Below are 23,312 nucleotides of genomic sequence, written 5' to 3'. Positions count from 1 at the left end.
GGCAAGCCCAAAGCCGCAGCGGCTTCATGTTGACCGGCATCGACACCGATCAGGCCGCCACGAATGATCTCTGCCGCGTAGGCCGATTGCATCAGGCTCAAGCCCAGTACGGCCACGGTGAATTGACTGAGCACGTCCACCGTCGACCACTGGGCTAACACCAAATCAGTGAACGGCACGCCCAGCACGATGTGGTCGTACAGATAGGCAAAGTTGTACAGGATGATCAGCACAAGCAGCGCCGGCATCGAGCGAAAAAACCAGATGTAACCCCAGGCCAGCGCCGCCAGCAGCGGCGAGCCGGACAGGCGCGCCAGGGCCAATGCGGTGCCGAGGATGATGCTGAACACGGTGCTGAGCAACGTCAGCAACAGCGTCTGCCCCAGGCCGCGCAGCACCGATGGCGAGAAGAACCACTGGCCGAACACACCCCACTCCCAGCGCGGGTTGGTAGCCAGGGAATGCACGATGGCGAACAGCATCACCGCGGCGAAGATCGACCCCGCCCAGCGCCAGGGATGACGGGACAGTACCACTTGCAAGGCCCTGATCGGGGTCGATGTGCGGCTCTGACGAATCGGGTAGTCATTTACCTCATCGATGAGGTCGAAGGGTTTGGCGACAATGGGCATGATCTATTCCTCGCACGCAATAACACGTCATGGTTTTTAAATGGATGACCGAACGGTGTCGGGGCGCCGCCCTTAGAAGGCGTAGGTCAACCGGGTGTAGTAGTACCCACCGGTAAAACCGTAGGGCGAATAGGTGCCGTAGCTGCTGACCATGGTGCTGCTCGGCACCCCCTGTTTCTTGGGATAGATGTCGAACAGGTTCTTGGCGCCGATGGCGACGTTGAGGTCTTTGGTGAGGTTGTAGCCAAGGTCCAGGTCGGTGATCCATTTGGCGCTGTACACCCGATCCAGAGAGCGGTCGCTGGAGCTGTTGACCTCCTTGTAGGAACCGTAACGGGTGAGGGCCAGGTTGAGGTTGAAGCGCTCGATACTCCAGTCGCCCCCCAGGATGAGCTTGGTCTTGGGCTGGATGCCGGTGATCAGGTTGCGCGCTTCACGATCCATCAAGTCGTAGGAGGTGCCGAGGATCGTGGTGGACTCCTTGTAGTTGAGGATATCGGTCTGGTTCCAGTTGAACGCCGCCGTCCACTTCAATGAGCCGTATTGGCTCAGGTCCTGGTTGTAGTTGCTGACCAGGTCCAGGCCCTTGGTGCGGGTGTCGGCACCGTTGATGAAGTACTGGCCGCCGGAGGTTGAATTGATGCCGTTGTTGAGCAGCACCTGGCTGACTTCATTCCCCAGCAGGGTCCCGGTCAGGGTGATGCGGTCGCGCAGGTTGATCACGTAGGCATCGGCGGTGAAGTTCAGGCGGTCGGTGGGGGTCAGGGTGAAGCCGAGGCTGAAGTTGGTGGAGCGCTCAGGCTTGAGGTCCTGGGCACCCAAGGCTTTGGCGGCAGCTGAGCCCACCGGCAGCACGCCGTAATTGATCGACTGATAGACCCCATCCACCACCCCATAAGTGGTCGAACGGGCACTGAACAGGCTGTTAGCCAGGGACGGCGCACGGAAACCATTGCTTACGGTCGCACGCACGGCGAACTGAGGGGTGAAATCGTAGCGGGTGGTCAGCTTGCCGCTGCGGGTCGCGCCCACCCCTTCGTTGTAATGCTCATAACGAAACGCCGTGCCCAGATACCAGTCCGGGACCGGATTGAAACCCACGTCGACGTAACTGGCGACGCTGTTGCGCGAGGCGCTGCTGGCTTCGTCCGGGGAGATGCCGTTGGTGACCTGGGCCCCGGAAGAGGCGCAGTTGCCCGGAGAAACGCAGTAACCACCGTCAGCATAGGAAGCCCAGTCACCGGCCTTCACTTCGTAGCCATCGCGTCGATGCTCAAAGCCATAGGACAGGTCTAGGGGCTTTTGCAGGCCGATATCGAAGCCGCGTTTGAAGTCCAGGTTGGTCGTCAGTTCGGTAGAAATCCAGGTGCCGGACGTGAAGCTGTTGGGCGTGGCCTCTCCCAGTGAAGGATTCTGGTTATGCGTGGTGCCCTGTTCCGCCTCGTTGCGCCCGTAGGTGGTGGACAGGTCCCAGTCCCATTCACCGACCTTGCCCTTGCCGCCGAACGCCGCCTGGAAATCATCCTCATCGATGTCCCAGGTCGGCACATACCCGGCCGGGTAGCCATTGGGTCCGGTGGTGATGGTGTTGGTGATGGTCGGCAAGCGAAAGTTCTGCCCTTGCTCGGCCTTGCGCTGGGAGTAGGTGGTGAAGGAATACAGGCTAAAACTGTCGTCAATCGGCAACTCGGCGTTGTAGCCCAACGTCAGTAGATTGGTCTTGGGCGTGCCATAGCCGCCATAGGTGGACTTGCCCGCCAGGCCGTACGCCTGTTCGTAGGTATAGCCGTTGGCGCTGGCCTTGTTGTCGTCGTTCTGGCTGCGCGCGTCCAGGGCAAGCTGCACGATGCCGCCGTCGCCGATCTCGAAGCCCTTGTTCAGGCTTTGCTGCACCGTCTGTTTCTTGCCGTCATAGCCGATCCCGGCGTTGGTCACCGAAGTGCCGCTGGTGTCGGCCTTGAGAATGACGTTGATCACCCCGGCGATGGCATCGGAACCGTATTGGGCGGCGGCGCCATCACGCAGGACTTCCACATGATCGATGGCGCTGATGGGAATAAAATCCAGGTCCGCCGGGGCCGCACCGGTGTTGATGCCGTTGATGTTAAGGGTGGCACTGGTGTGCCGGCGCTTGCCGTTGACCAGCACCAATACTTCGGCGGCACTCAAGCCCCGCAGGTTGGGTGCCCGGGCCATGCCGCTGGCGTCCCAGCCGGTTTTTTCCGGCAGCGTCAACGACGGAATCACAGCGCTCAAGGCCTCCATCAAGCCGGGCTTGCCAGTGTTCTGCAATTGCTTGGCGCTGACCACGTCAATCGGTACTGGGCTGCTGGTCACGGTGCGTTGTTCGGCACCACGGTTACCGGTGACCACCACCGTGGATAAGGTACCGTCGTCCTGGGACGTTAGTTCCTGGGCCTGAATCGTCCCTGACAGCAAAACGCCCCCCATGGCCAACGCCAGCGGGCTAAGCCCCAACGCTGAAGTCGATTACCGGGCACGTTGTATGACTCGTTTCATATCCACTCCAAAAATGGCCGCCATTGCTGGCCATGTATCCACATCACGAAGTCGGGCATTCACGCTGTCGTCGCGACAGCGCGGCATGCGCGTTTATTAGTTGATGCCAACCTATTGCCAGCGCAGAAAAACGCGCACGACGAGGCGTGGTACTCAGCGGTTTAGGCTACGTGTGGGGAGAAAAGCCGGGAGGGGGCAGTGGTGTGGCGCAGCGTCTGTCAGCGTCAAGACGAGAGAAGAAAAGCGAATAGCAGGATTGAATGAGCAACATACGTCGAACTCCCTTCCAACGATTCTGCTCCAGGGATCAGTGGTAGATCACCCTGTCATGCCGCGCAGGTTCAGACGGTGGGCCCGACCTACGTTCTGCGGCATGGTACGCAGAATCTTGATCACGATTGGTACCATCCGAGGTTAGGGGTAGGCTGTTGAATCCAAACATAACGGAATCAATATCATAAATATAATTCTATTTAGTTATAAAGTAATATTATTATAATTTATTATTAATTAACAATTTTATACATACAAATAATATTATAAGCACGCGCGGGGGGGAAAAGAGAGAACGATCTAGATGATCAATATTCACGATTACTCCAGTTTTCACTCGGAGAAAAATTTCGCAACGGACGCCCATTGACCCGATGCAGACCTAACTCACCCGCGCCCCAATCAACAGCAGCAGCCCTCCCCACTGCGTCACCCGAATCGGCAAGCTCTGCTCCAATGCTTCCAGTGTCTGTCGGGAATCATCTAGGGGAAAGCGGCCGCTCACCCGCAGCCCTGCCACCGTTGGGTCCAGCCTGACGATACCGTCGCGGTAAGGCCGGATCGCTTCTACGACGGACGCCAAGGTCTGGTTACGCACCACCAGCCAGCCGTCGAGCCAGGCGGTTTCCGTCGGTAGCATCGGGCCTTGGACAAGGATGCGCTGGTGATCGAACAGGGTGCTCTGATGGCTCTCCACTCGTTGCTCAGCCCCACCTTCGAGCCGCAGCAAGGCGTACCCATCGAGGGTCACCAGACGCACGGCGCTGCCCTGCTCGCTCAACAGCAACCTCCCTGTGATGGCGGTAATGCGCCCGGCACGGGTGTTGAGTTGCAGCGGGTGCAGGGTATTGGCAGCAACGTTGACGAGTATTTCGCCGGCGCGCAGTTCTAGGCTGCGCTGCTCCTCGGCAAACCGCGAGAGCACCTGGCTACGGGCATTGAGATTGAGCAGGCTGCCATCGGCCAGTTGCCAGGTACGACGCTGCGCGGTGCCGGTAGCATAGGTCTGACCCGGATCCTCGAAGCGCGACACCCAACCCACGCCCGCCGCCAACCCCACTGCACACAGACTGGTGCGCAGGAACGAACGACGGCTGTTTGGCTGTTCCAGGCTACGCAACAGCTGCGCGCTGGAACGCCCACGCCAAGGCGAGGCCTTAAGTTGGTCAAGGCCGGCGATCAGTTGCTCGTACACCCTTTGATGATGGGCCGAGGTAGCACGCCAGGCATCCAGTGCCTGTTGCTGCGCAGCGCAGAACTCACCGGACTGGATCTGCACCAGCCAACCGATGGCCTCCTCGGCCACCGGGTCGCTCAAGGGTTGCTTGCTCATTCACTCAACCCCCGGTAGTAAGCGCGCAGTGCCTGGGTCATCAACTGATGGATACGACCCAATGACAGCCCCAACCTTTCGCTGATCTGCACATAGGTCATCCCGTCCAGCTGGCTATGGACGAATACAGCCTTGGCCTGTCCCGACAGCCCGTCCAGCAGACGGTCGATGGCCAGCAGGCTCTCGATCAGGATCAGCTGTTCCTGGGGTGAAGGATGCACGTGTTCCGGCACCTCGGCGAGGATCTGCAAGTAGGCTTTTTCCAGATCACGGCGGCGCCAACTCTCGTACATCAAACGCTGGGCGATGGTGGTCAGCAGCGCGCGCGGTTCGCGGATGGCCGTGGGATCGGGGAGCATCCAGACCTTGAGAAACGTTTCAGCGGCGATGTCTTCGGCACTGTGGCTGCAGCCGATCCGGTAGCGCAAGCGGGCACATAACCAACCGTAGTGTTGCTGGAATATCTGCCCGATCAGGCGGGTTTTGAGCAAAGCATTCGGGTCCATAGGTCCATAATCTTCATGGACTGCACACGCCAGCGGACAAGTGGTGGTGGGCCTGTCGGGTTGAGGTAGACCTGCATCCTGGCAGGTAGATCCAGTTTGCCCCAATGGGCATCACCAGATAAAAGAATAAAAAACGTAATCCATATGTTCTTTTATTATAAAAATCGACGGGCTTTCAGGCACGCCAAAGCACCACCTGCAGTGCATTGCAGGCGGTGTTGACGCAGGATTAGTTGGCCGCCAGTTGCGCCTCTATCCGTTCCTGTTCACGCAACGGTCGCACCAGCCAGGTGATGACCGCCGTCAACACCAGCAGGATCGCAGCCAGCGCCCACAGCACACCATGGAAGGCGCTGTCATAGCCCCCGATGAGCAGCGTTTGCAAGGTACTCGCCTGGTCGGTGCTCGCGGACTGTATGGAACCGACGAGGTTGCCCGCCGCCACTTCGTCGATCCAGCGTTGCAGAGTCGTAGGATCCGGCGCCAATCGGGCCAAGACATCCCGCAGTTGAGTATCCAGCAGCGTGGCCAACAGCGATCCGTACAAGGCCACGGCTATCGCCTCGCTCCCCAGGCGGAAGGTGTTGAGCAGACCGGCGGCCATGCCCGCCTTCTGTTCAGGCACGGTCTTGAGCGCCAGGCCATCCACCAGCCCGGCCGACAGGCCCATGCCGATGCCCACCAGCAACAACGGCACGGCCATCTGCCACAGCGCCACCCCCACCTGGCTGATCAGCGCCAGGGACACCACGCCCACCAGCAAGGCGATCAGGCTGGCCTTGAGGATGCCGATGGCCGATACCCCGCGAGCCGCCCATTTACCGGCCAGAATCGGGCAGAACAACATCGGCACCGTCAGCAACAACATAGCCAGGCCGGCCTGGGTCGCGCCCAACTGCAACACACCGAACAGGTAGCTCGGCAAATACGTGAGCAAGGTCACGAAGCCGAACGACGCCGCCACCGTCACCAGCGCCAGACCCACGAAAGGTCCGCGCGCCAGCAACGACAAGTCCAGCATCGGCTGGCGATGACGACGTTCCTGCCAGGTGAACGCCGCCAGCAGCACCACCGCCACGCCCACCAGTCCCAGCACCCCCTGGCTGGCCCAGCCCCATTGTGAACCCTGGACGATAGCGACCATCAAGGCCAGCAGCGCCAGTACAAACAAGGTGGCGCCCGGCACGTCGAAGCGCGCGGTGTGCTCGGCCAATACGCCATCGCGGGCGATCAGCGGGCTGCCCAGCAGGACGATCACCAGCGTCACCGCATGGGCCCAGAAAATCGCCCGCCAGCCGACGCTGTCCAGCAGCAGCCCGGACAAGGTCGGTCCGAGGCTGACACCCAGACCGGCCACGGTGCCAAACAGGGCGAAGGCCCGCAGCCGCGCCGAGCCACTGAAGTGGGTGGACAGAATGGCGATGCCGCACGAGAAGATCGCCGCCGCACCGATGCCCGCCAGCCCCCGGGCCGCATCCAACAGCAACGCACTGTTGGCCACGGCGGAAATCACCGAGGCCACTACATAGAGCAAGGCACCGGCGACAAAGCAGCGCTTGCGTCCCAACCGATCCGCCAGCGCACCCCAGGCCAGGGTGAAACAGGCGAACGCCAGGTTGAACGCGTTAACCACCCATTGCAGGCTCGTCAGCGGTGCCTGGGTATCGGCGCCGATGGCCGGTAACGCCAGGGCGGTACCCGAAATGGAACTGGGCACCACGAAGATCGCCAGCAGGATGATTGTCAGTAAAGCCGTATCGGCAAAGGAGTTTTTCATGGGTCCTTCCAAGGGTCAGGGTGAAGTGAAACCGTGCACCGGCAAGCGGGCAGGTCGACGCAGGATGATGCCGTCGACCCAGGGCACCTGGTCCGCCGGCACCGCCAGGCGCAGGTTGGGGAAGCGCTGCACGAGAACCTGCAGCACCGTGGTGATTTCCAGGCGCGCTAAGGCCGCGCCCATGCAGTTGTGCATGCCGTAGCCAAATTGCAGGTGCCGGCCGTCCTTGCGGTCGAGGCGGATCGCCAGTGGGTCGGGAAATACCGTGGGATCACGGTTGGCGGCAAAGGCATCGGCGTAAATGATGCTGCCCTCGGGAATCACACCCCAAGGTCCCTCCAGGTCGGTGCTGGCCAGGCGCGGAAAGGTCGAGATGGTACCCAACGGGATCAGTCGCAACAGTTCTTCCACGGCATCGGGAATCAGCGCGGGGTCCTCCACCAGTGACTGCCAGAGGTGCGGTGCGGCGAGCAGGGTGTACACCGATTTGGTCAACACCGTGAGAATGTTCTGGTCGCCGCCAATCAGCACGCCGAGCAGGATGCCCACCAGTTCCTTGTCGCTCAACGGCGGCTCGCTGTCGGCCCGGGTCGCGACAAAGCGCTGGATCAAGCCGTCGGGGTGGGTGGGGCGAGCGCCGGTGACCAGATCGGTGAGGTAGTTGTACACGCCCCAGAACTGGTTCAGCAGTTCCGGAATATCAGCATCCGAGGCGACTTGCACGGTGTGGCTCAGAGGCCGGTAATACTCGCGGTCGCTCAGGGGAATACCGAGCAACTGGCAATCCACTATGGCGGGGATATGATCGAGCACCTGGGCAAACAGATCCGCGCCCGGGGCCTGGCGCTGCAGCACGTCGAGGCGCTCATGGGTGGCCTGGCCCACCTTGTCGCGCAGCAGCGCCACACCGCTGGGGCTGAAGTCCCGGGCAATCACCTTGCGCAGACGGCCATGGTCGGGAATGTCATTATTGAGCAGCAGTTCCGGCGGTGTGATGGTGGGCAGGAAGCTGGCACCATCCTCTTCGTTGCAGGGCGCGCGGATGGCCCGGTTGTCCAGCAGCAACTGCTGCACGTCTTCGTAGCGGGTCAGGTGATAGGCCAGGTGGCCGCTGGGCAGCAAAATCCTCGGCAGGCCGTTGGCGGCACTGGCTGGCTGATAGGCCGGCGGCGCATCGAGGTGAGGAATTCGGGCAACAGTGATCTGAGGTTTGGCGGTGACGGCAATATTCATCAGGCAAGTTCCTGGGCAGATTGAACCAGGCTAACGCCCGTGAGGCGCTGCAAGTGCGCGAGGGCTTGGCGGTTGTCGACAAAGTGCAGCACTTGCCAGCCCAATCCGGCTGCGGCCTCGATGTTCTCGGCCACGTCGTCGATCAACAGGCTGCTGTAGGGTGGAACGCCAGAACGTGCGGTGGCGACCTCAAAGAACGCTGCATCGGGCTTGCGACTGCCTTCCTGGCTGGAGTCGACGATCAGGTCGACTACCTCGTCTAACCCCACCATCGCCCGCCAGTGCAGCTCCCACTCCACCACGTTATTGGTGAGGATGCCCACCCGGTAACCAGCCTGCTTGAGCGCCCTGACCGCGGCCACCAGCGGCCCATTGGACGGCACCCCGGCGAACCATTGCTCGCCGAAGGTTTGCAGGCGCGCACGGGACAGGTCGATGTGCGGATCACGACGGTGCAAGGCCTGCTCCAGGCGAAGTCCCCATTGCTGTTCGGTCAGCAGGGCATTCTCAATGGGCGCGAGCATCGGCACCCCGAGTTCATCGGCCACATCGCTCATCGCCTGTTGCAGCACCTGGGGTGCGAGGCCGGTCTTGACCTGGTACTGCTCGAACAAGACCGGGATCGGCGGCGACAAGACGCCACCGAAATCAAACCAGATAAATTGCAGGTCGCTCATCGCACACCCCCTGCGGCCAGGGCGACCGGTTCCAGCGCCTGGCTGGCGAGTACCGGCAGCAACTGCAGCTCGGCGGTGGCGAGTACCGGCAGCAACTGCAGCTCGGCGGTGGCGAGCACGGCTCCGCCCTGCTCCACGTCCAGCGCCAGGGTCACTCGGCCTTGCTCATCAAGGGCCAGGGATGCCAGGTCGGCGCGCACCCGAGTTGGCAAACCGAATTCGCCAAAACGGGTAAACACCACATGGCAACTGGACAACAGCAACTCCTCCGGCCCCAGTTGCAACTGCTGATTAGCCGCCAGCAAAGCCACCTGCCGAAAACCTTCCAGCAGCAACATGCCGGGGATATGGTCCAAGGGGTGGTCAAAGATCGCCGGGTTATTGAGATCGACGATCAGCGGCGCCACCAACGCATCGGGCCCCTGCTGCAGGTCTCTGCCCAGCACCACGTTGTTCAACCAGTGGCGCCCCACCGCCGACGGGCTCAGCGGTGCCGGTAATTGCGCCTGAGCATCGGCGTCAGCAGGAATGGCTGCCAGACCGCGGGCGCGCATCTTGTTCCATGCGCCGCCGCTCATCCAGCGAATGCTCATGCGTTCGTGTCGCGCCGCCACTTGGCCATTGATGCTCAGTGCCATGTTCAAGGTGACTCCGCTACGCTCGCCGTGGCGCACGTATTCATCGACCACATACACGTCTATTTCCGCCAACGCCGGCCGATCACCCACCACCAGGGCGCTGCGCTCGGTGACGCGGGTGACGCTGTCCAGGTAGATGAATTTGTCCTGGGCACTGACCTTCAGGAACGCATGGGAAATGTAGATCGACGCCTGGCGAAACACTTCCAGCAGCAACAGCATGTCGTAGTGAGCCGCGCGGTGGGTGTGCTCGCTGAAGTAGCTATGGGTACGCGGCAACTGGGCGATGCAACGGAAGTGCCCCTCGTTCACTAGCACCGCGCCGGTGAGAAAGACTTCGCTGACCGCCGCACGGTGAACCATGCTGCGCGGGACGGTGTTTTCACAATGAAAGGCCAGCGCCGGATTAAAAGGCGCCGCGCCAGGCTGGATTGAAACTGGCACTTCTGACATGGGAATCTGTCTCCTAAATAGCTTTTCCGTAAGCGTGCAGACCGCCATACACGTTCATGAAGCCGAACTTTGCATGCTTTGCGCGGACAGTCCGTTCGAGCTGTCAGTACCCATGTGCAAATAGTCCCTTATATTTTCACCCGACACTTAGATCAGTTTGATTGAAGCTTATAAGCGCAACAAAAAACATATATCACCCAAACTAACCATTCTAACTAAGCAGTGAAAATCTCATCTCGAAGTTGCTCAAGGTCGTAAAGAACGATGCGTGGCGGATCCCGACGATCTGCCCCACGCCTTAACGACCCGGAGCAAAGTTGATGTTGAAAACAGGATTCACCCTGGCGCCCTTGGCCTACGCACTGACATTGGGCGGCCTGACCCTGCCGAGCCTGGCCCTGGCCCAGAACGGCGACACCCCCACCTCGGTCCAAACGATCATTGATTTCGACATTCCGTCCGGGCCGCTGGACGAGGTGCTGCTGAGCATTTCCCAGCAAAGCGGCAAACCGATCGCCTTCGACCCGCCGCTGGTGCAGGGCCACGCCAGCCGCTCGATCCATGGCCGCCTGAGTCCGGAACAGGCCCTGGGCATCGCCTTAAATGGCACACAGCTCGGCTTCAGCCAAACGGCCAGCGGCGCGGTGCTGATTCATCGACTGGCCGCTGCGCCAGGCCCCGCGTCGGCCGCCATCAGTGAGCCGGCAGCTCCCCGCCTGAAATCGGTGGAGGTAATCGGTACCCGGCGCAAAGACGTCACCGCCCTGCAAAGCGCCGCTCCGGTCGACGTGATCAGTGCCGACCAACTGCAACGCGCCGGTACCGATAACCTGGCCAAAGCCCTGGAATCCCTAGTGCCATCGGTGAACTATCCACAAGTCAACGGCACCGATGGCGTGTCCTCGCAACGGCCGGTGTCGCTGCGGGGCCTGGCGGCAGACCAGGTGCTGGTCTTGGTCAACGGCAAGCGTCGGCACGCCTCGGCCTTCGTCAATACCAAAGCTACCCTGGGCCGAGGCTCGCAAGCGGTGGACCTGTCGACCATCCCCGTAAGTGCCGTCGACCATATCGAAGTCTTACGCGATGGCGCCTCGGCCCAGTATGGCTCGGACGCGATTGCCGGCGTCATCAACATCGTGCTCAAGGAACAGGACCACGGCGGCGAAGTGCAAGGCACCGTCGGCCAGTACAGCAAGGGCGACGGCTTCAGCCGTTCCATCGGCGGTTGGAGCGGATTCACCCTGCCTGGCGACGGCTTCCTCACCCTCAGCGCCGAAGGCCTGCGCAGCGAACGTACCTCCACCGGCGGCACCGATGCACGCCAGTTCTACCCCGCCGGTGATGCTCGCGAAGCGGATGCCGACCGTCACTGGCGCTACGGTTCCCCGGGTCTTGAGGACTGGAACCTGGCGCTCAACAGCGGCCTGTCGCTCAATGACAAGGTCGACCTGTACGGCTTCGCCACGTATCAGGACCGCACCGGCGAGTCCCAGGCCACCTTTCGCCGCCCCATCGACCCCAACAACCTGGTGGCGGTGTACCCGAACGGCTTCCTGCCGTTGCTCGACGTGCGCTCCCGGGATGCGGCGGTGACCGGCGGCGTGAAGATCCGCGACGACAGCCTTGGCACCTTCGACCTGAGCGCCAACTACGGGCGCAATCGCATCGACTATCACCTGCGCGACTCCCTCAACGCCAGCCTGGGCCCCGGTAGCCCCAACAGCTTCAACGCCGGCGCCTTGGTCAACGAACAGACAAACCTGGGCCTGGACCATGTGAAAGAGTTCGCGGTGGGCTATGGTGCCGGCCCCCTGGTGTTTTCCAGCGGCCTGGCCTGGCGCAACGAGGCCTATGAGGTGATCGCTGGTGATCGCGACTCGTGGGTTCATGGCACCGAGCTACCGGCCCTTGCCGGCGGAGCACAGGGGTTTCCCGGCACCCAAGACAGCGACGAGGGCCGCTATTCACGCCATGTGTTCGGCGGCTACATGGGCCTGGAACAGCAGCTCACGCAAAAGCTGCAACTGGGCGTAGCCGGGCGCAGCGAGCATTACGACGACTTCGGTACTACCAGCACCGGCAAATTCTCGGCGCGCTATGACTTCACGCCGCAGTGGGGCCTGCGCTCGACCCTGAGCAGCGGCTACCGCGCGCCCACCCTAGGGCAGATCGGCACGTCCGCGACCCAGACCGAATTCAAGGCCGGCGACCCCACGGCTTATCAAGTCGGCACCGTCAGCGTCAACACGCCGGTGGCTAGGGCCCTGGGCGCCACGGACCTCAAGCCAGAGAAATCCACCAGTCTGTCCCTGGGCCTGGTGTGGCAACCGTCGGACCGGGCCAGTGTCAGCGTCGATGCCTATCACATCCGCATCAAGGACCGTATCGCCCTATCGGAAACCCTCAGCGGCACCGGGGTCAGCCAGATCCTGGCCAGCGAGGGCTACGGCAACTACTCAGGGGTCAGCTTTTTTACCAATGCCCTGAACACCAAGACCAGCGGCCTGGACGTGGCCGCCCACTATCGCTTTGACCTGGCCGATGCCAGCCAGTTTACCCTCAACGGCGCATTCAACTACAGCAAGACCCAGGTCACCGACATCAAGGACAACCCCGGCCCGCTGGCCGGCACTGGGGTCACGCTGATCAACCGCGAGGCACTGAGCTACGTGGAAAGCGCGTCGCCCAACAGCAAGCTGATTCTTGGCGCCGACTGGAAGAAAGGCCCCTGGCAGGCCAGCTTCAACAACATCCGCTACGGCACCTACACCCTGGATTCCAACCTTGGCCCTAGTCGCGACCAGACCTTTTCCGCGCAGTGGGTGAGCAACGCCAGCCTGTCCTACGACCTGACCCGGGCGCTGACCCTGACCGTGGGCGGCAACAATATTTTCGACAGCTACCCGGACAAGATCGATGTGGCCAACCGTTTTGTCGGTGGTCGCGTGGAATACCAGAGCATCTCCCCTGCCGGCGCCGAGGGCGCTTATTACTACGTGAAAGCCGATTACCGCTTCTAACTTATTCGAGGAATTCCCATGAGCATTGATGTTGTGCGTTTCATTCAAGTCTTCGAGCAAGAGTTTGCCGAGGCCAAACAACTACTGATCAAGTCCCAGGCGTTATCGAGTAATGAAGCTGGCAATATCAGTTTGCGTATTCCCGGTGAAGAACGCGTGGTGATTGCATCATTGAGCGGTACGGACAGTGGCATTTCTGCCATTGTCGATTTTGATCTGCGGGGTAGTCAGGGCAGCCTGACAGACAACCTCAAGGAAGTTGCGGCGCTGCATGTAGCCATTTACCGGGAGCGATCCCAGGTGAACGCGGTGATTCACACCCACTCGCCGTACCTGACGGCCTTTGCCATCGCCGGGCGGCCGTTGCGGCCTCATGCCACGCAGTTGCTGGGCATTCTTGACGAGGATCAGGAGATTCCGTTGACGGCTTGGGGGCCGCGTTATGCGCCGGAGCCAGTGGTGGTGGCATTGCGTGAACATCCTCAGGCGCCGGCGGCGTTGCTGGCGAACCACGGGCCTTTTGCCTGGTCGGAGCGGGGGGTGTTGGCGGCCACGCGGTTGTTGGTGAATCTGGAAGAGGCAGCGTATCTGACGTTTCTCGCGGCGCAGATTGGCACGCCTCAGCCGTTTCCCAGTGGGGCTGCCAAGCGATCGCGTCTGGGTTGGAGCCCGGCATGAGTCTACCGCCTATCTTTTTGAGCCTGTTGCTGCTGACAGGCGCCGCTATGCAGGTGCACGCCGAGCCGCTGCTGGAGCGCGCCCAATCGCGCGGCACCCTGAACGTCTGCACCAGCGACGAATTCCCCCCCTTCAAAACCCTCGACGCCCAAGGCAACCCCGGCGGCCTGATCATGGACCTGATCGTCGACCTGCAAGAGCAATTGGCCACCCGCATCGGCCAACCGCTGAAGCTCTCGCTGGTCCAGGTCAACCCACTAAACCGCCTGCTGTTCCTCGACCAGGGCCGCTGCGAGGTACTGGTCACCTCGCTGCTTGACACCCCCGCCAGGCGCCGTGAAGTGGACTTCGCCGGCCCCGGTTTCTACAGCTCGGCAGCCACCGTCTTCGCCCCGAAAAGCACCGCAATCCCGGATTGGGAAAGCCTACGCGGCAAGACCCTGTGCGCTCCCGCCACCAGCGTTTGGGTGCGACCGTTCGAAAGCCGCTATGGCGTACAGTTCGCCTCATTCAACGGCACAGCCGAAGTGCGCAAGGCCGTCGCCGACAGCCGCTGCCTCGGGGCCATGGGCGACGATGCACTGTACAGCGCCCTCGCCCGCCAACCCGAGTGGGCCGACTACGAGGCCAAGCTGCCCGGCCAGGATCCGGCGCCTTGGGGTATTGCCCTGCGCAAGGGACAGCCCGAGTTGCTGGCGGCGGTGTCCGCCATCGTCGAGCGCTGGCACGCCAGCGGCTTGATCATCGACCTCGAACAACGCTACGGGCTGACGCCCAACGCCTGGGTGGCTGCCCAGCATGTGCGAGCGTTGCAAGGGTTGGCCCAGCATGAGTGAGGCCAACCTGCGCCTGTGGCTGGAACAGCATGACCTGCTGCTGAGCATCGTCTGGGACCCGATGGACCGCCAGCGCTTCCTGCTCGGTCTGGGCCTGACCCTACTGCTGTCGGTGGCCAGTATTGTGCTGTCGTTACTGATCGGCGTACTGGGCGCGGCCAGCCTGGGCTCGCGTCAGCGGTTGCTGCGGGGCGCGAGTGCCGCCTACGTCGCACTGTTTCGCAACACGCCGCTGCTGGTGCAGCTGTTTTTTTTCTACTTCGGTGTCGGTGCACTGCTGCCGCTGATCGACGACGGCAGCGGCGCCAGCGTACGGCTGCTCAATGGCACGCAATGGGCAATCATCGTGATCGCCCTGCACAGTGGCGCGTTCCAGGCCGAGGCGTTGCGGGCCGGGATCGATGCAGTGCCGCGCGCCACCCTCGACGCTGCCGCCGCCCTGGGCATGCAGGAGCGCACCGTGCTGCGCCATATCGTACTGCCACTGGCGCTGCGCAACAGCCTGCCCGCCATGGGTAACACCGTGGTGCAAACCATCAAGTCGACCTCGATTGCCTACGCCATCGCCGTGCCGGAACTGCTCTATGCCAGCAACCGGATCTGGTCGGACAACTTCAATGTCGCCGAAATGATGCAGGTGCTGTTGCTGGTCTGGCTATTGCTGATCGGCCTGAGCAGCTGGCTGCTGCGCCGCCTGGAAAGGCACCTGCGGCTGCCCGGCCAGGAGTTACCCGATGCCGCCTGAACCCGCAATCGCCAGCCTGCTCTGGCAATGGGCGCCCGCGCTGCTGCAAGGCTTTGGCCTGAATATTCTGATGGGCCTCACCGCCATGGTCGTGGCGACGCTGTTAGGAGTGCTGCTGGGTAGCCTGCAAGTCAGTGCCCGGCCGAGTCTCAGACGCGCAGCGGGACACGTGAGCCGCGGGCTGCGCAACCTGCCATGGCTGGTGGTGATGTTCTACGTGGCATACCTGCTGCCCTATGAGGTGCACTGGGCCGGGCGCTGGTGGCAACTGCCAGACTGGCTCAAGGTCGCCCTGGGCCTGGCCCTGCCCGCTATCGGCTACGTCTCGGAAATTGTTCGTGGCGCCGTGCGCACGGTGCCGGGCGGGCAATGGGAAGCGGCGCGGGCCTTGGGCTTGACCCACCGCCAGGCCCTGCGCCACGTGATCATCCCGCAAACCCTGCCGAGCCTGATCGCACCCTGGATGAACCTGTATTGCGCGGTGACGATGTCCACCTCCCTGGCCAATCTGCTGGGGGTTGAAGAGCTGATGACCACCGTGCAAACGCACCTGTCCGCACAGCTGCGCAGCGACTTGCTGCTGCCGGCCTACGGTTTGGTGTTCATCGCCTTCTTTCTTTACATCTACCCCCTTTCACGCTGGGCCAGGAGGCTGGAACGCTCATGACCCAGCCGCGTTTTTCTTCCGCGAGTACCCACACGATGCCCGATTCCACTTGGCGGGACGATACCCGCCTGACTCACCTGGGGCGTGACCCCGCCAGCCATGCCGGCGCCGTCAACATCCCGGTCTATCGCAGTTCGACGTTTATCTGGCCCGACACCAGCACCCTGGAGGACTACCAGCACCAAGGCGCCGACCCGAATTATCGCGGCCATATCTACGGGCGCAACGGCAACCCCACCACCGCCGCTTTCGAGGATGCCGTAGCCCAACTGGAAGGCGGCTTTCGCGGGCTGATCATGCCCAGCGGGCTGGCCGCGATTGTCGGGGCGGTGCTGGCAGTGGCCCAGGCAGGCGACCATATTCTGGTCACCGACAACTGCTACTGGCACGCCCGCCAGGTGTTCGATCAGGTGCTGCCCCGCTACGGCATCGACACAACCTACTTCGCGCCGATGCTCGGGGAAGGCATTGGCGCGTTGATACGCCCCAATACCCGCCTGGTGTATGCCGAAGCGCCCGGGTCCAGCACCTTTGAAGTGCAAGATATCCCCGCCCTGGCCCGCGTCGCCCATGCTCACGGCGCGCTGTTGATGCTCGACAACACCTGGGCCACGCCGCTGTTCTTCAAGGCTTTCAGCCACGGCGTGGACATCTCGATTCACGCCGCTACCAAATACCTGGTGGGCCACAGCGACGCCATGCTCGGGGTGATAGTGACCACCGAGGCCTTATACGCCCAAGTGCGCGGCGCTGTGCGTCACCTGGGCTACATCGCCAGCGCCGATGACGCCTACCTGGGCCTGCGCGGCTTGCGCACCCTGAGTGTGCGCCTGCGTCAGCACGAGCGCTCGGCCCTCGCCGTCGCGCGCTGGCTGCAACAGCGCCCGGAGGTGGCGCAGGTGCTGCACCCGGCACTGCCGGAGTGCCCGGGCCATGACGTGTTCAAGCGCGACTTCCTGGGATCGACCGGGTTGTTCGGCTTCGTGCTCAAGCCTATCCCCCAGCACCTGGCCAAGACCTTTCTGGAAAGCCTGCGGCTGTTTGCCATGGGAGCCAGTTGGGGAGGTTTCGAAAGCCTGATTCGCCAGCAGATACCCCCGCGCGACCACCCCTCGGCGGCGGTCGCGCCGGGCCTGTTGTTTCGCCTGCACGTGGGCCTTGAAGCGGTCGAGGATTTGCTTGCCGACCTGCAACAAGGCCTTGAACACCTGCCTTCCCCCTGTAAGACCTGAGGAGTTTGTCATGAGTCAATTACTGCCCACTCACTACAGCATTTGCCCGTTGCTGGTCGCCTCCAACCTGGCCGTGGAGTTTGGCTGGCTGGACGAGGAATATCAGCGTGTCGGTGCCGAGGCCATCTACCTGCGCTCGCTGCCCGACAACCAAGGTTGGCTGCCGCACTTCACCCACGGCCAGGCACGGCTGATCCGCGATGGCGGCGCCGTCCCGGCGCTATGGGCCCGCGCCGACCAGGCGGATACGCTGCTGGTGGCGACCACCGCCACCCAGCGCGCCGGGCAGATTCTGGTGCGTGCCGACGGGCGCATTCGCCAGGTGGCCGACTTGTTCAGCAAGCGCATCGGCGTCCCGGTGAGCCGCAGCAAGGCGCGGGTCGATGTGCTCAAGGCGCTCGCCGAACAAGGCCTGTTCAACGCCTTGCAACTGGCAGGCCTGGAACCCTCGCAAGTGCGCCTGATCGAGATTGAAGACGAAGGCGATCCCCACGCCCTGCAACCGGCCGTGCGCCCTTCGGCGTTCTGGTCGCAACTGCGAGACCTGCACGGCAACCCCGGCCATGAAATCAAGGCGCTGGCCGAGGGCCGGGTCGATGCACTGCACGTAGCGGCCGGACACGTGCCAGCCCTGGTCGCCAGCGGCCAATTCACGGTGATCGAGGACCTTGAGCGTTACCCGGACTGGACCCTGAAAAACCACAACGGCCCCTACGCCACCACCGTCAACCGAGCGTTCGCCGACGAGCATCCGCAGGTAGTCGTGGCTTTCCTGCGTGCAGCGATCCGCGCCGGCCGCTGGATCAACCAGCACCGCGACGCCGCTGCCGAATTATTCACCCGGGTCACCTTCCTGCCCGATGCCAGATTTATCCGGCGGGCCATCGCCGAACTGGATTTCGTGCCGCAACTGGCCCCGCAAAATCTGGTCGCCCTGGAACTGAAAAAAGACTTTTTGTTGCAACGCGGCTACCTGCAAAACGACTTCAGCGTACATGACTGGGCCCAGCCCGAGTTTCTCACGCAGGCCCATGCCGGGCTTTAACGCAGCACCTTTGCCAAGGATCGACAATGATTGCCCAGTACAGGAAAACCTTGCTCGCCGGCCTGCTGTTTGCCGATGCGGGCTGGGCGGCAGACACCGCCCGCTCTACCGAACCGCAGCTGAACAAGGTTGAGGTGGTCGGTGCACGAGTCACCGAGGCCAGCGCCGCCATCGGTGAAGACAAGATCAGTAATACCCTGACCATTTCTCACCAGGCCCTGCTGTCGGCTCCCGCCGGCACCTCGGGTCTGAAGATGCTCGAAGCGCTGCCCGGCTTCAACGTCCAGGTCAACGACGCCCTAGGCCTGTATGAGTTTGGCAACTCAGTGTTCGTACGTGCCTTCAACCTGCAGCAGATCGGTTTTTCCATCGACGGCGTGCCTCTGGGCCGTACCGATCAGTTTGGCGGCAGCCCGATCTATCGCTACGTCGACAACGAAAACACCGAGCGAGTGACAGCCTCCACCGGCGCCGGCGATGTGTCGCAATCGGGCTATGCGTCGCTGGGGCCTTACGTGGATTACCAGACCAGCAACCCGACCGTCGAACCGGGTGCCAGCCTGTCCTACACCTTGGGTAGCGACAGCCTGCGACGCAGTTTCGTCAAACTGCAAAGTGGCGAGTACCAAGGCCTGTCCGCGTATTTCAGCCGCTCGAAAATTGACGGTGACCTGTGGCGCGGGCCTGGCACCATCGACCGCGAGCACTTGGAGGCCAAGGTTCGCTACCGCTTCGGCGAGCGCAACGAAGTGTGGCTGCGTGCGGTGCACAACTCGTTCTACGACTACGACTCACCCTATGTCAGCGTCGCCCAGTACGACGGCACCGCCAACGATCCATTTGGCCGTTCGGGGCGCTACTTCGCCTACCTCGGCAGCCTGCCAGACTTGCCAGAAACCGTGCCCGGCGTGCGCTACAGCAACAACAATTACAACCAGTTCTACAAGCAGGCGGTGAACCAGCGGCGCGACACCCTGTACAGCCTGGGCGGCCAGTTCGAAATCCGCCCTGACCTTCTCAACTACACCACCCTGTACTACGAGGCCAAGAAGGGCTTTGGCGTATCACCGGAGGCCTATGGCACCTCCCTGGCCCTGCACAATGCCGAAAGCAACGTGGACGGATTGTTCGCACCACGGGGTGTCCAGTATGGGCTGTCATCCCTGAGCGGCCATCGCTTCGGCGGCCGCACCGGGCTGCAATGGGAGGTGGGCCAGCACCAGATCGACACCGGCCTGTGGGCCGAGACCGATGTGTTCAACCGCCAGCAGGCCCGCTACAACCTGACCGATGGCAGCCCGGACGGCGGACCATTGTTCAACGAGCCGGTGCACCTGCAAGGCGACTTCAGTTCCACCCGCAACTCGCTGCAGTATCACCTCAAGGACACCTGGACCCTATTCGATGATCGCCTACGCCTGCAATACGGTTTCAAGAGCCTGAACCTGAATTACCGCATCGAGGGCTATCGCAACGCCGGCGACTACATCAATCATCGCCAGCCGCGCATCAGCACCCAATGGAATGACGCCTTCCTGCCCCAGGCCGGCCTGGTCTACAACCTGACCGGCGACACCCAAGTGTTCGCCTCCTATTCGGAAAACATGGCCCTGCCCCGTGGCGCCGATGACATCTTCCGCGCTGCCAGCCCACAGGCACCGGCCCCCGAAGCAGAACGAGCGAAAAATTACGAGATGGGCTACCGCATCAATCGCCCGAGCTTCAACGCCGCCTGGGCCCTGTACCGCACCGATTTCGACAACCGCCTCCAAGCCTTTGCCGCGCCGGTGGCCGGCAGCAGTCAGGTCGAGACCTACTACCAGAACGTCGGCAAGGTGCAAGCCTACGGCACCGAACTGAGTGGGCAATGGAAGCCGCCGATACTGGCCGACAAAGTCGTGCTCAACGGCAACCTGACCTACAACAAATCCACCTTCCAGAACGATGCTGCCGGCCTGTCGATTCGTGACAACGACGTACCCGATAGCCCCCGCTGGCTGGCCCAGACTGGGGTCACCTACGAGCTAGCGCCCTGGGCACTGCTGAATGTCTCGGCGCGCTACATCGGTGAACGCTACAGCAACTTCACCAACAGCGAATCGGTGCCCGGCTACACCCTGTACAACGCCTACCTGGACCTGGGTGGAGAGCGCCTGCACTACGGGCCACTGAAGAGCGTCAAGTTGCGCTTCAATATCGACAACCTGTTCGACAAGGATTACCTGGGCTACATCCTCACCAGCACCAGTGGCCCTGCCTTGTTCCGACCAGGCTCGCCGCGCACCTTCCAAAGCACGCTGAGCATGGAGTTCTGAACATGACCAAGCCCATGCTGATATTGACCCTGGCCGTGCTGCCCCTGCTGGCGCAAGCCGACACCACCGTCGTCAGCCCCGCAACGCTGGCCCTGCACCAACGACTGCTGGTGCTCGACAGCCATCTGGACACACCCCTGACACTGACCCGCCCCGGCTGGAACATCCGCGAGCGCCACGACTATCGCCAGGACGGCAGCCAGGTCGACTTGCCGCGCATGCTCGAAGGCGGCCTGGATGGCGGCTTCTTCGCGGTCTATACCCCCCAGGGCCCGCGCACCGAGGAAGGCCGGGCCTACGCCAGCGCCTACGGGCTGGCCACCCTCACCCGCATCCGCGACATGATCGACCGCAACCCCGACAGTTTCGCCCTGGCACTGACTGCCGACGACGCCCGGCGCATCGCCGCCCAGGGTAAGCGCGTGGTGTTTATCAGCATGGAGAACGCCGACCCGCTGAGCTCCGACCCCGACCTATTGAACACCTACTACCGCCAGGGTTTGCGGATGCTCGGCCTAGTGCATTTCATGAACAACGACCTGGCCGACTCCGCCACCGCTCTGCCGGAATGGAAAGGACTGAGCCCCAAGGGGCGGGAGCTGGTGCAACAGGCCAACCGCCTGGGGATTCTGCTGGACGTGTCCCACGCCAGCGACGCGGTGTTCGACCAGATGCTGGCCCTGTCCAGTGCGCCGATCATCGCCTCCCACTCCAGCAGTCGTGCGGTCAACCCGCACCCACGCAATCTCGACGACGCACGCTTGCGCCAACTTGCAGCCAAAGGCGGCGTGGTCCAGGTCAATGCCTACAGCGACTACCTGATCCCGCTCAAACCCAACCCTGAACGCAATAAAGCCATGGCCCAGTTGGGTGCGCGCTTCCACAACCTAGCGGCCCTAAGTCCCGAGCAAACTCAGGCGCTCTACCAGGAACGCCTTGCCATCAACCAGCGTTTTGTGCAGCCAGTTGCCGACATTGAGGTGTTCATGCAACACCTGCTGCACATACTTCAAGTGGTAGGCCCGGACCACGTCGGCATCGGCGCGGACTGGGACGGCGGCGGTGGCGTGACCGGGCTGGAGGATGTCAGCCAACTGCCGAAAATCACCCAGCGGCTGCTGGATTTCGGCTATAGCGAAAAAGACATCGCCAATATCTGGAGCGGCAACCTGCTGCGGGTATTGCAGGAGGCGCAGTCGGCTGCATTCAACATCTCGGCAGCAAGCGGCCTAAAGCCGCAATCCATCCTAAGGCTTTGTTGCCCGGTCACACACCTGGCCTCATTAGAAAACAGCCAAACTACCGCGTCGGCGACTTCTTTGGATTGACCAATACGCTTCAGCGGAGGTTCCTGGACGAACGATCATCTCTGGGAACTACAGGAACAGCCGCAGAACGCCCACCGCAACGCTGGCGTGGCCCAAGATCAGAAGAGTGCCATGACGCAACAGGATGGCCCGGCCCATTACATCCAGCTTCGTTTTGACCAGTCGTTGCGTTGGCTGACGGTCGGGTCATCTCGATGGGGCGCAAGTGGCGTTGTTTCATCTTCCGGGCACCCAAGGAAAAAGCCTCTATGCCATCGACAACCGCGACCCGAAATCAGGCGTCAACGTCATCGGCTGTGACATCATCGATAGCCTCAAGGGCCACTTGGTAATCGCCTCGCCCCTGTACAAACAGCGTTTCCGTCTGGAGGACGGCAGCTGTCTTGAAGAGCCAGCATGTCCATGGCTTTTTCGAGGTATCCAATACCATCAGAGGAAATAGCTCTCACTAATTCCCACTCGTTGGAACAAACAGGTCTGCGCAGAACAAACAGCGTTTCCCCCAAGTTAATTAAGTTTTAGCATCCAATCCAACTTGAGAACAAACAGCGAAAAAAATCCCAAATCACGGTAACAGCTATCCAGATACACGCGCTGCACTTGAGCGATATGACTCAGCCAGAAGAACAAGAAGTATTTCTAATGGACGGCCATTGATTACTGTAACTGAGCCACTTGCGCTCACCAGGACCGGATCACGCTACACCTAAGGAAAGCTGATTCAACCAGGAGCGCTGAACAAAGGGCGCCTGCAAAGCTGATCTAGCAAACATAAAAAAAACAATAATCGGCATGCTGTAAATGCCGGCCGGAGATTCAACATGCACAAAAAAAAGAACTACCGCTGGACGATCCTGACGATGCTGTTCATTGCCATGGTCATCAACTACGTGGACCGCGCTGCCCTGTCCATCGCCATGCCCTTCATCACCCAGGAATACCACCTCACGCCTTCTGAAAAGGGCATGATCTTCAGCGGTTTCTTCATAGGTTATGCACTGTTCTGCTTCGTCGGCGGTTATCTAGCCGACCAATACGGTCCAAAACGCGTACTCACCTACGCCATGAGCGGCTGGTCGATCCTCTGCGGCTTGACCGCCCTGGCGTTCAACTTCTGGTCGCTGCTGATCGTTCGCACGCTGTTCGGTGTGGGTGAAGGCCCGGTATCCACCACGGCCAACAAAACCGTGAACAACTGGTTCCCGATCAAAGAGCGGGCCCGCGCTATCGGTATCAACCAGGCAGGCGGCCCTCTGGGCGGAGCTTTGGCTGGGCCGATTGTCGGTTTCCTCGCACTTTGGCTGGGCTGGCGCGTGGCCTTTATCGCGATTGCCGTGATGGGCCTGATCTGGGCTGTCTGCTGGTTCCGCATGGCGACCTCAACGCCCCAAGAGCACCCGCAAG

Annotated in this window: 18 protein-coding genes and 2 pseudogenes; 11 read left to right on the top strand and 9 right to left on the bottom strand. The window is 61.8% G+C overall.

Going from position 1 to position 23,312, the window contains the following annotated elements:
* The 8 genes from M0974_RS13585 to M0974_RS13550 all read right to left on the bottom strand — a co-directional run.
* Positions 1-632, bottom strand: a 632-nt coding sequence (locus M0974_RS13585; RefSeq protein ID WP_297837283.1) for an ABC transporter permease subunit, incomplete at its 3' end; no start/stop codon positions are given.
* Positions 633-704: 72 nt separating this feature from the next.
* Positions 705-3,083: a TonB-dependent receptor gene (locus M0974_RS13580; RefSeq protein WP_297837280.1), complete on the bottom strand. Its 2,379-nt coding sequence runs from the start codon at positions 3,081-3,083 to the stop codon at positions 705-707.
* Between the two features lie 724 nt (positions 3,084-3,807).
* Positions 3,808-4,758, bottom strand: coding sequence for a FecR family protein (locus M0974_RS13575; protein WP_297837278.1), 951 nt, complete (start codon positions 4,756-4,758; stop codon positions 3,808-3,810).
* On the bottom strand, positions 4,755-5,264 hold the full coding sequence (locus M0974_RS13570) for a sigma-70 family RNA polymerase sigma factor (RefSeq protein WP_297837276.1): 510 nt from the start codon (positions 5,262-5,264) through the stop codon (positions 4,755-4,757). Before M0974_RS13570 ends, M0974_RS13575 begins: the two co-directional genes overlap by 4 nt.
* Before the next feature lie 229 nt (positions 5,265-5,493).
* Positions 5,494-7,041, bottom strand: a complete 1,548-nt coding sequence (locus M0974_RS13565; RefSeq protein WP_297837273.1) for an MFS transporter — start codon at positions 7,039-7,041, stop codon at positions 5,494-5,496.
* Between the two features lie 15 nt (positions 7,042-7,056).
* The gene (locus tag M0974_RS13560) at positions 7,057-8,274 is read right to left on the bottom strand and encodes a cytochrome P450 (protein WP_297837270.1); all 1,218 of its coding nucleotides are present in this window, start codon (positions 8,272-8,274) and stop codon (positions 7,057-7,059) included.
* A complete protein-coding gene (locus M0974_RS13555) occupies positions 8,274-8,951 on the bottom strand; it encodes an HAD family phosphatase (RefSeq protein WP_297837267.1) in 678 nt (225 codons plus the stop codon). Before M0974_RS13555 ends, M0974_RS13560 begins: the two co-directional genes overlap by 1 nt.
* Positions 8,948-10,042, bottom strand: coding sequence for a ScbA/BarX family gamma-butyrolactone biosynthesis protein (locus M0974_RS13550; protein WP_297837264.1), 1,095 nt, complete (start codon positions 10,040-10,042; stop codon positions 8,948-8,950). Before M0974_RS13550 ends, M0974_RS13555 begins: the two co-directional genes overlap by 4 nt.
* Before the next feature lie 320 nt (positions 10,043-10,362).
* Between M0974_RS13550 and M0974_RS13545 the strand changes: the two genes are divergently transcribed.
* From M0974_RS13545 to M0974_RS13505, 9 genes and pseudogenes are all read left to right on the top strand, one after another.
* Positions 10,363-13,062, top strand: a complete 2,700-nt coding sequence (locus tag M0974_RS13545) for a TonB-dependent receptor (protein ID WP_297837261.1) — start codon at positions 10,363-10,365, stop codon at positions 13,060-13,062.
* A gap of 18 nt (positions 13,063-13,080) precedes the next feature.
* The gene (locus M0974_RS13540) at positions 13,081-13,740 is read left to right on the top strand and encodes a class II aldolase/adducin family protein (protein ID WP_297837258.1); all 660 of its coding nucleotides are present in this window, start codon (positions 13,081-13,083) and stop codon (positions 13,738-13,740) included.
* A complete protein-coding gene (locus tag M0974_RS13535; protein ID WP_297837255.1) occupies positions 13,737-14,576 on the top strand; it encodes a transporter substrate-binding domain-containing protein in 840 nt (279 codons plus the stop codon). The genes M0974_RS13540 and M0974_RS13535 overlap by 4 nt, the downstream gene beginning before the upstream one ends.
* Positions 14,569-15,321: an amino acid ABC transporter permease gene (locus tag M0974_RS13530; RefSeq protein ID WP_297837252.1), complete on the top strand. Its 753-nt coding sequence runs from the start codon at positions 14,569-14,571 to the stop codon at positions 15,319-15,321. Before M0974_RS13535 ends, M0974_RS13530 begins: the two co-directional genes overlap by 8 nt.
* Positions 15,311-15,988 carry an amino acid ABC transporter permease gene (locus M0974_RS13525; RefSeq protein WP_297837248.1) on the top strand — a complete coding sequence of 226 codons (678 nt, stop codon included), beginning with the start codon at positions 15,311-15,313 and terminating at the stop codon, positions 15,986-15,988. The genes M0974_RS13530 and M0974_RS13525 overlap by 11 nt, the downstream gene beginning before the upstream one ends.
* 35 nt (positions 15,989-16,023) lie before the next feature.
* On the top strand, positions 16,024-17,220 hold the full coding sequence (gene metC, locus M0974_RS13520) for a cystathionine beta-lyase (protein ID WP_297837247.1): 1,197 nt from the start codon (positions 16,024-16,026) through the stop codon (positions 17,218-17,220).
* Positions 17,221-17,230: 10 nt separating this feature from the next.
* The gene (locus M0974_RS13515) at positions 17,231-18,265 is read left to right on the top strand and encodes an ABC transporter substrate-binding protein (protein WP_297837243.1); all 1,035 of its coding nucleotides are present in this window, start codon (positions 17,231-17,233) and stop codon (positions 18,263-18,265) included.
* Between the two features lie 26 nt (positions 18,266-18,291).
* Positions 18,292-20,580: a TonB-dependent receptor gene (locus M0974_RS13510; protein ID WP_297837240.1), complete on the top strand. Its 2,289-nt coding sequence runs from the start codon at positions 18,292-18,294 to the stop codon at positions 20,578-20,580.
* A 14-nt stretch (positions 20,581-20,594) separates the two neighbouring features.
* Positions 20,595-21,779, top strand: a pseudogene (locus M0974_RS13505) (dipeptidase); the annotation flags it as partial.
* On the opposite strand, the gene M0974_RS33320 reads toward M0974_RS13505, so the two are convergent.
* Positions 21,710-21,913, bottom strand: a complete 204-nt coding sequence (locus M0974_RS33320; RefSeq protein WP_367279011.1) for a hypothetical protein — start codon at positions 21,911-21,913, stop codon at positions 21,710-21,712. The pseudogene M0974_RS13505 and the gene M0974_RS33320 overlap by 70 nt on opposite strands.
* Positions 21,914-22,098: 185 nt before the next feature.
* Between M0974_RS33320 and M0974_RS13500 the strand changes: the two are divergent.
* A pseudogene (locus tag M0974_RS13500) lies at positions 22,099-22,350 on the top strand (nitrite reductase (NAD(P)H) small subunit); the annotation flags it as partial.
* A 379-nt stretch (positions 22,351-22,729) separates the two neighbouring features.
* A partial coding sequence (locus M0974_RS13495; protein ID WP_297837236.1) for an MFS transporter occupies positions 22,730-23,312 on the top strand: 583 nt, incomplete at its 3' end.

It is taken from the genome of Pseudomonas sp., from assembly GCF_026224925.1.
In the GTDB taxonomy this organism is placed as follows: domain Bacteria; phylum Pseudomonadota; class Gammaproteobacteria; order Pseudomonadales; family Pseudomonadaceae; genus Aquipseudomonas.
This window is presented reverse-complemented; position numbering and strand designations above follow the sequence as displayed.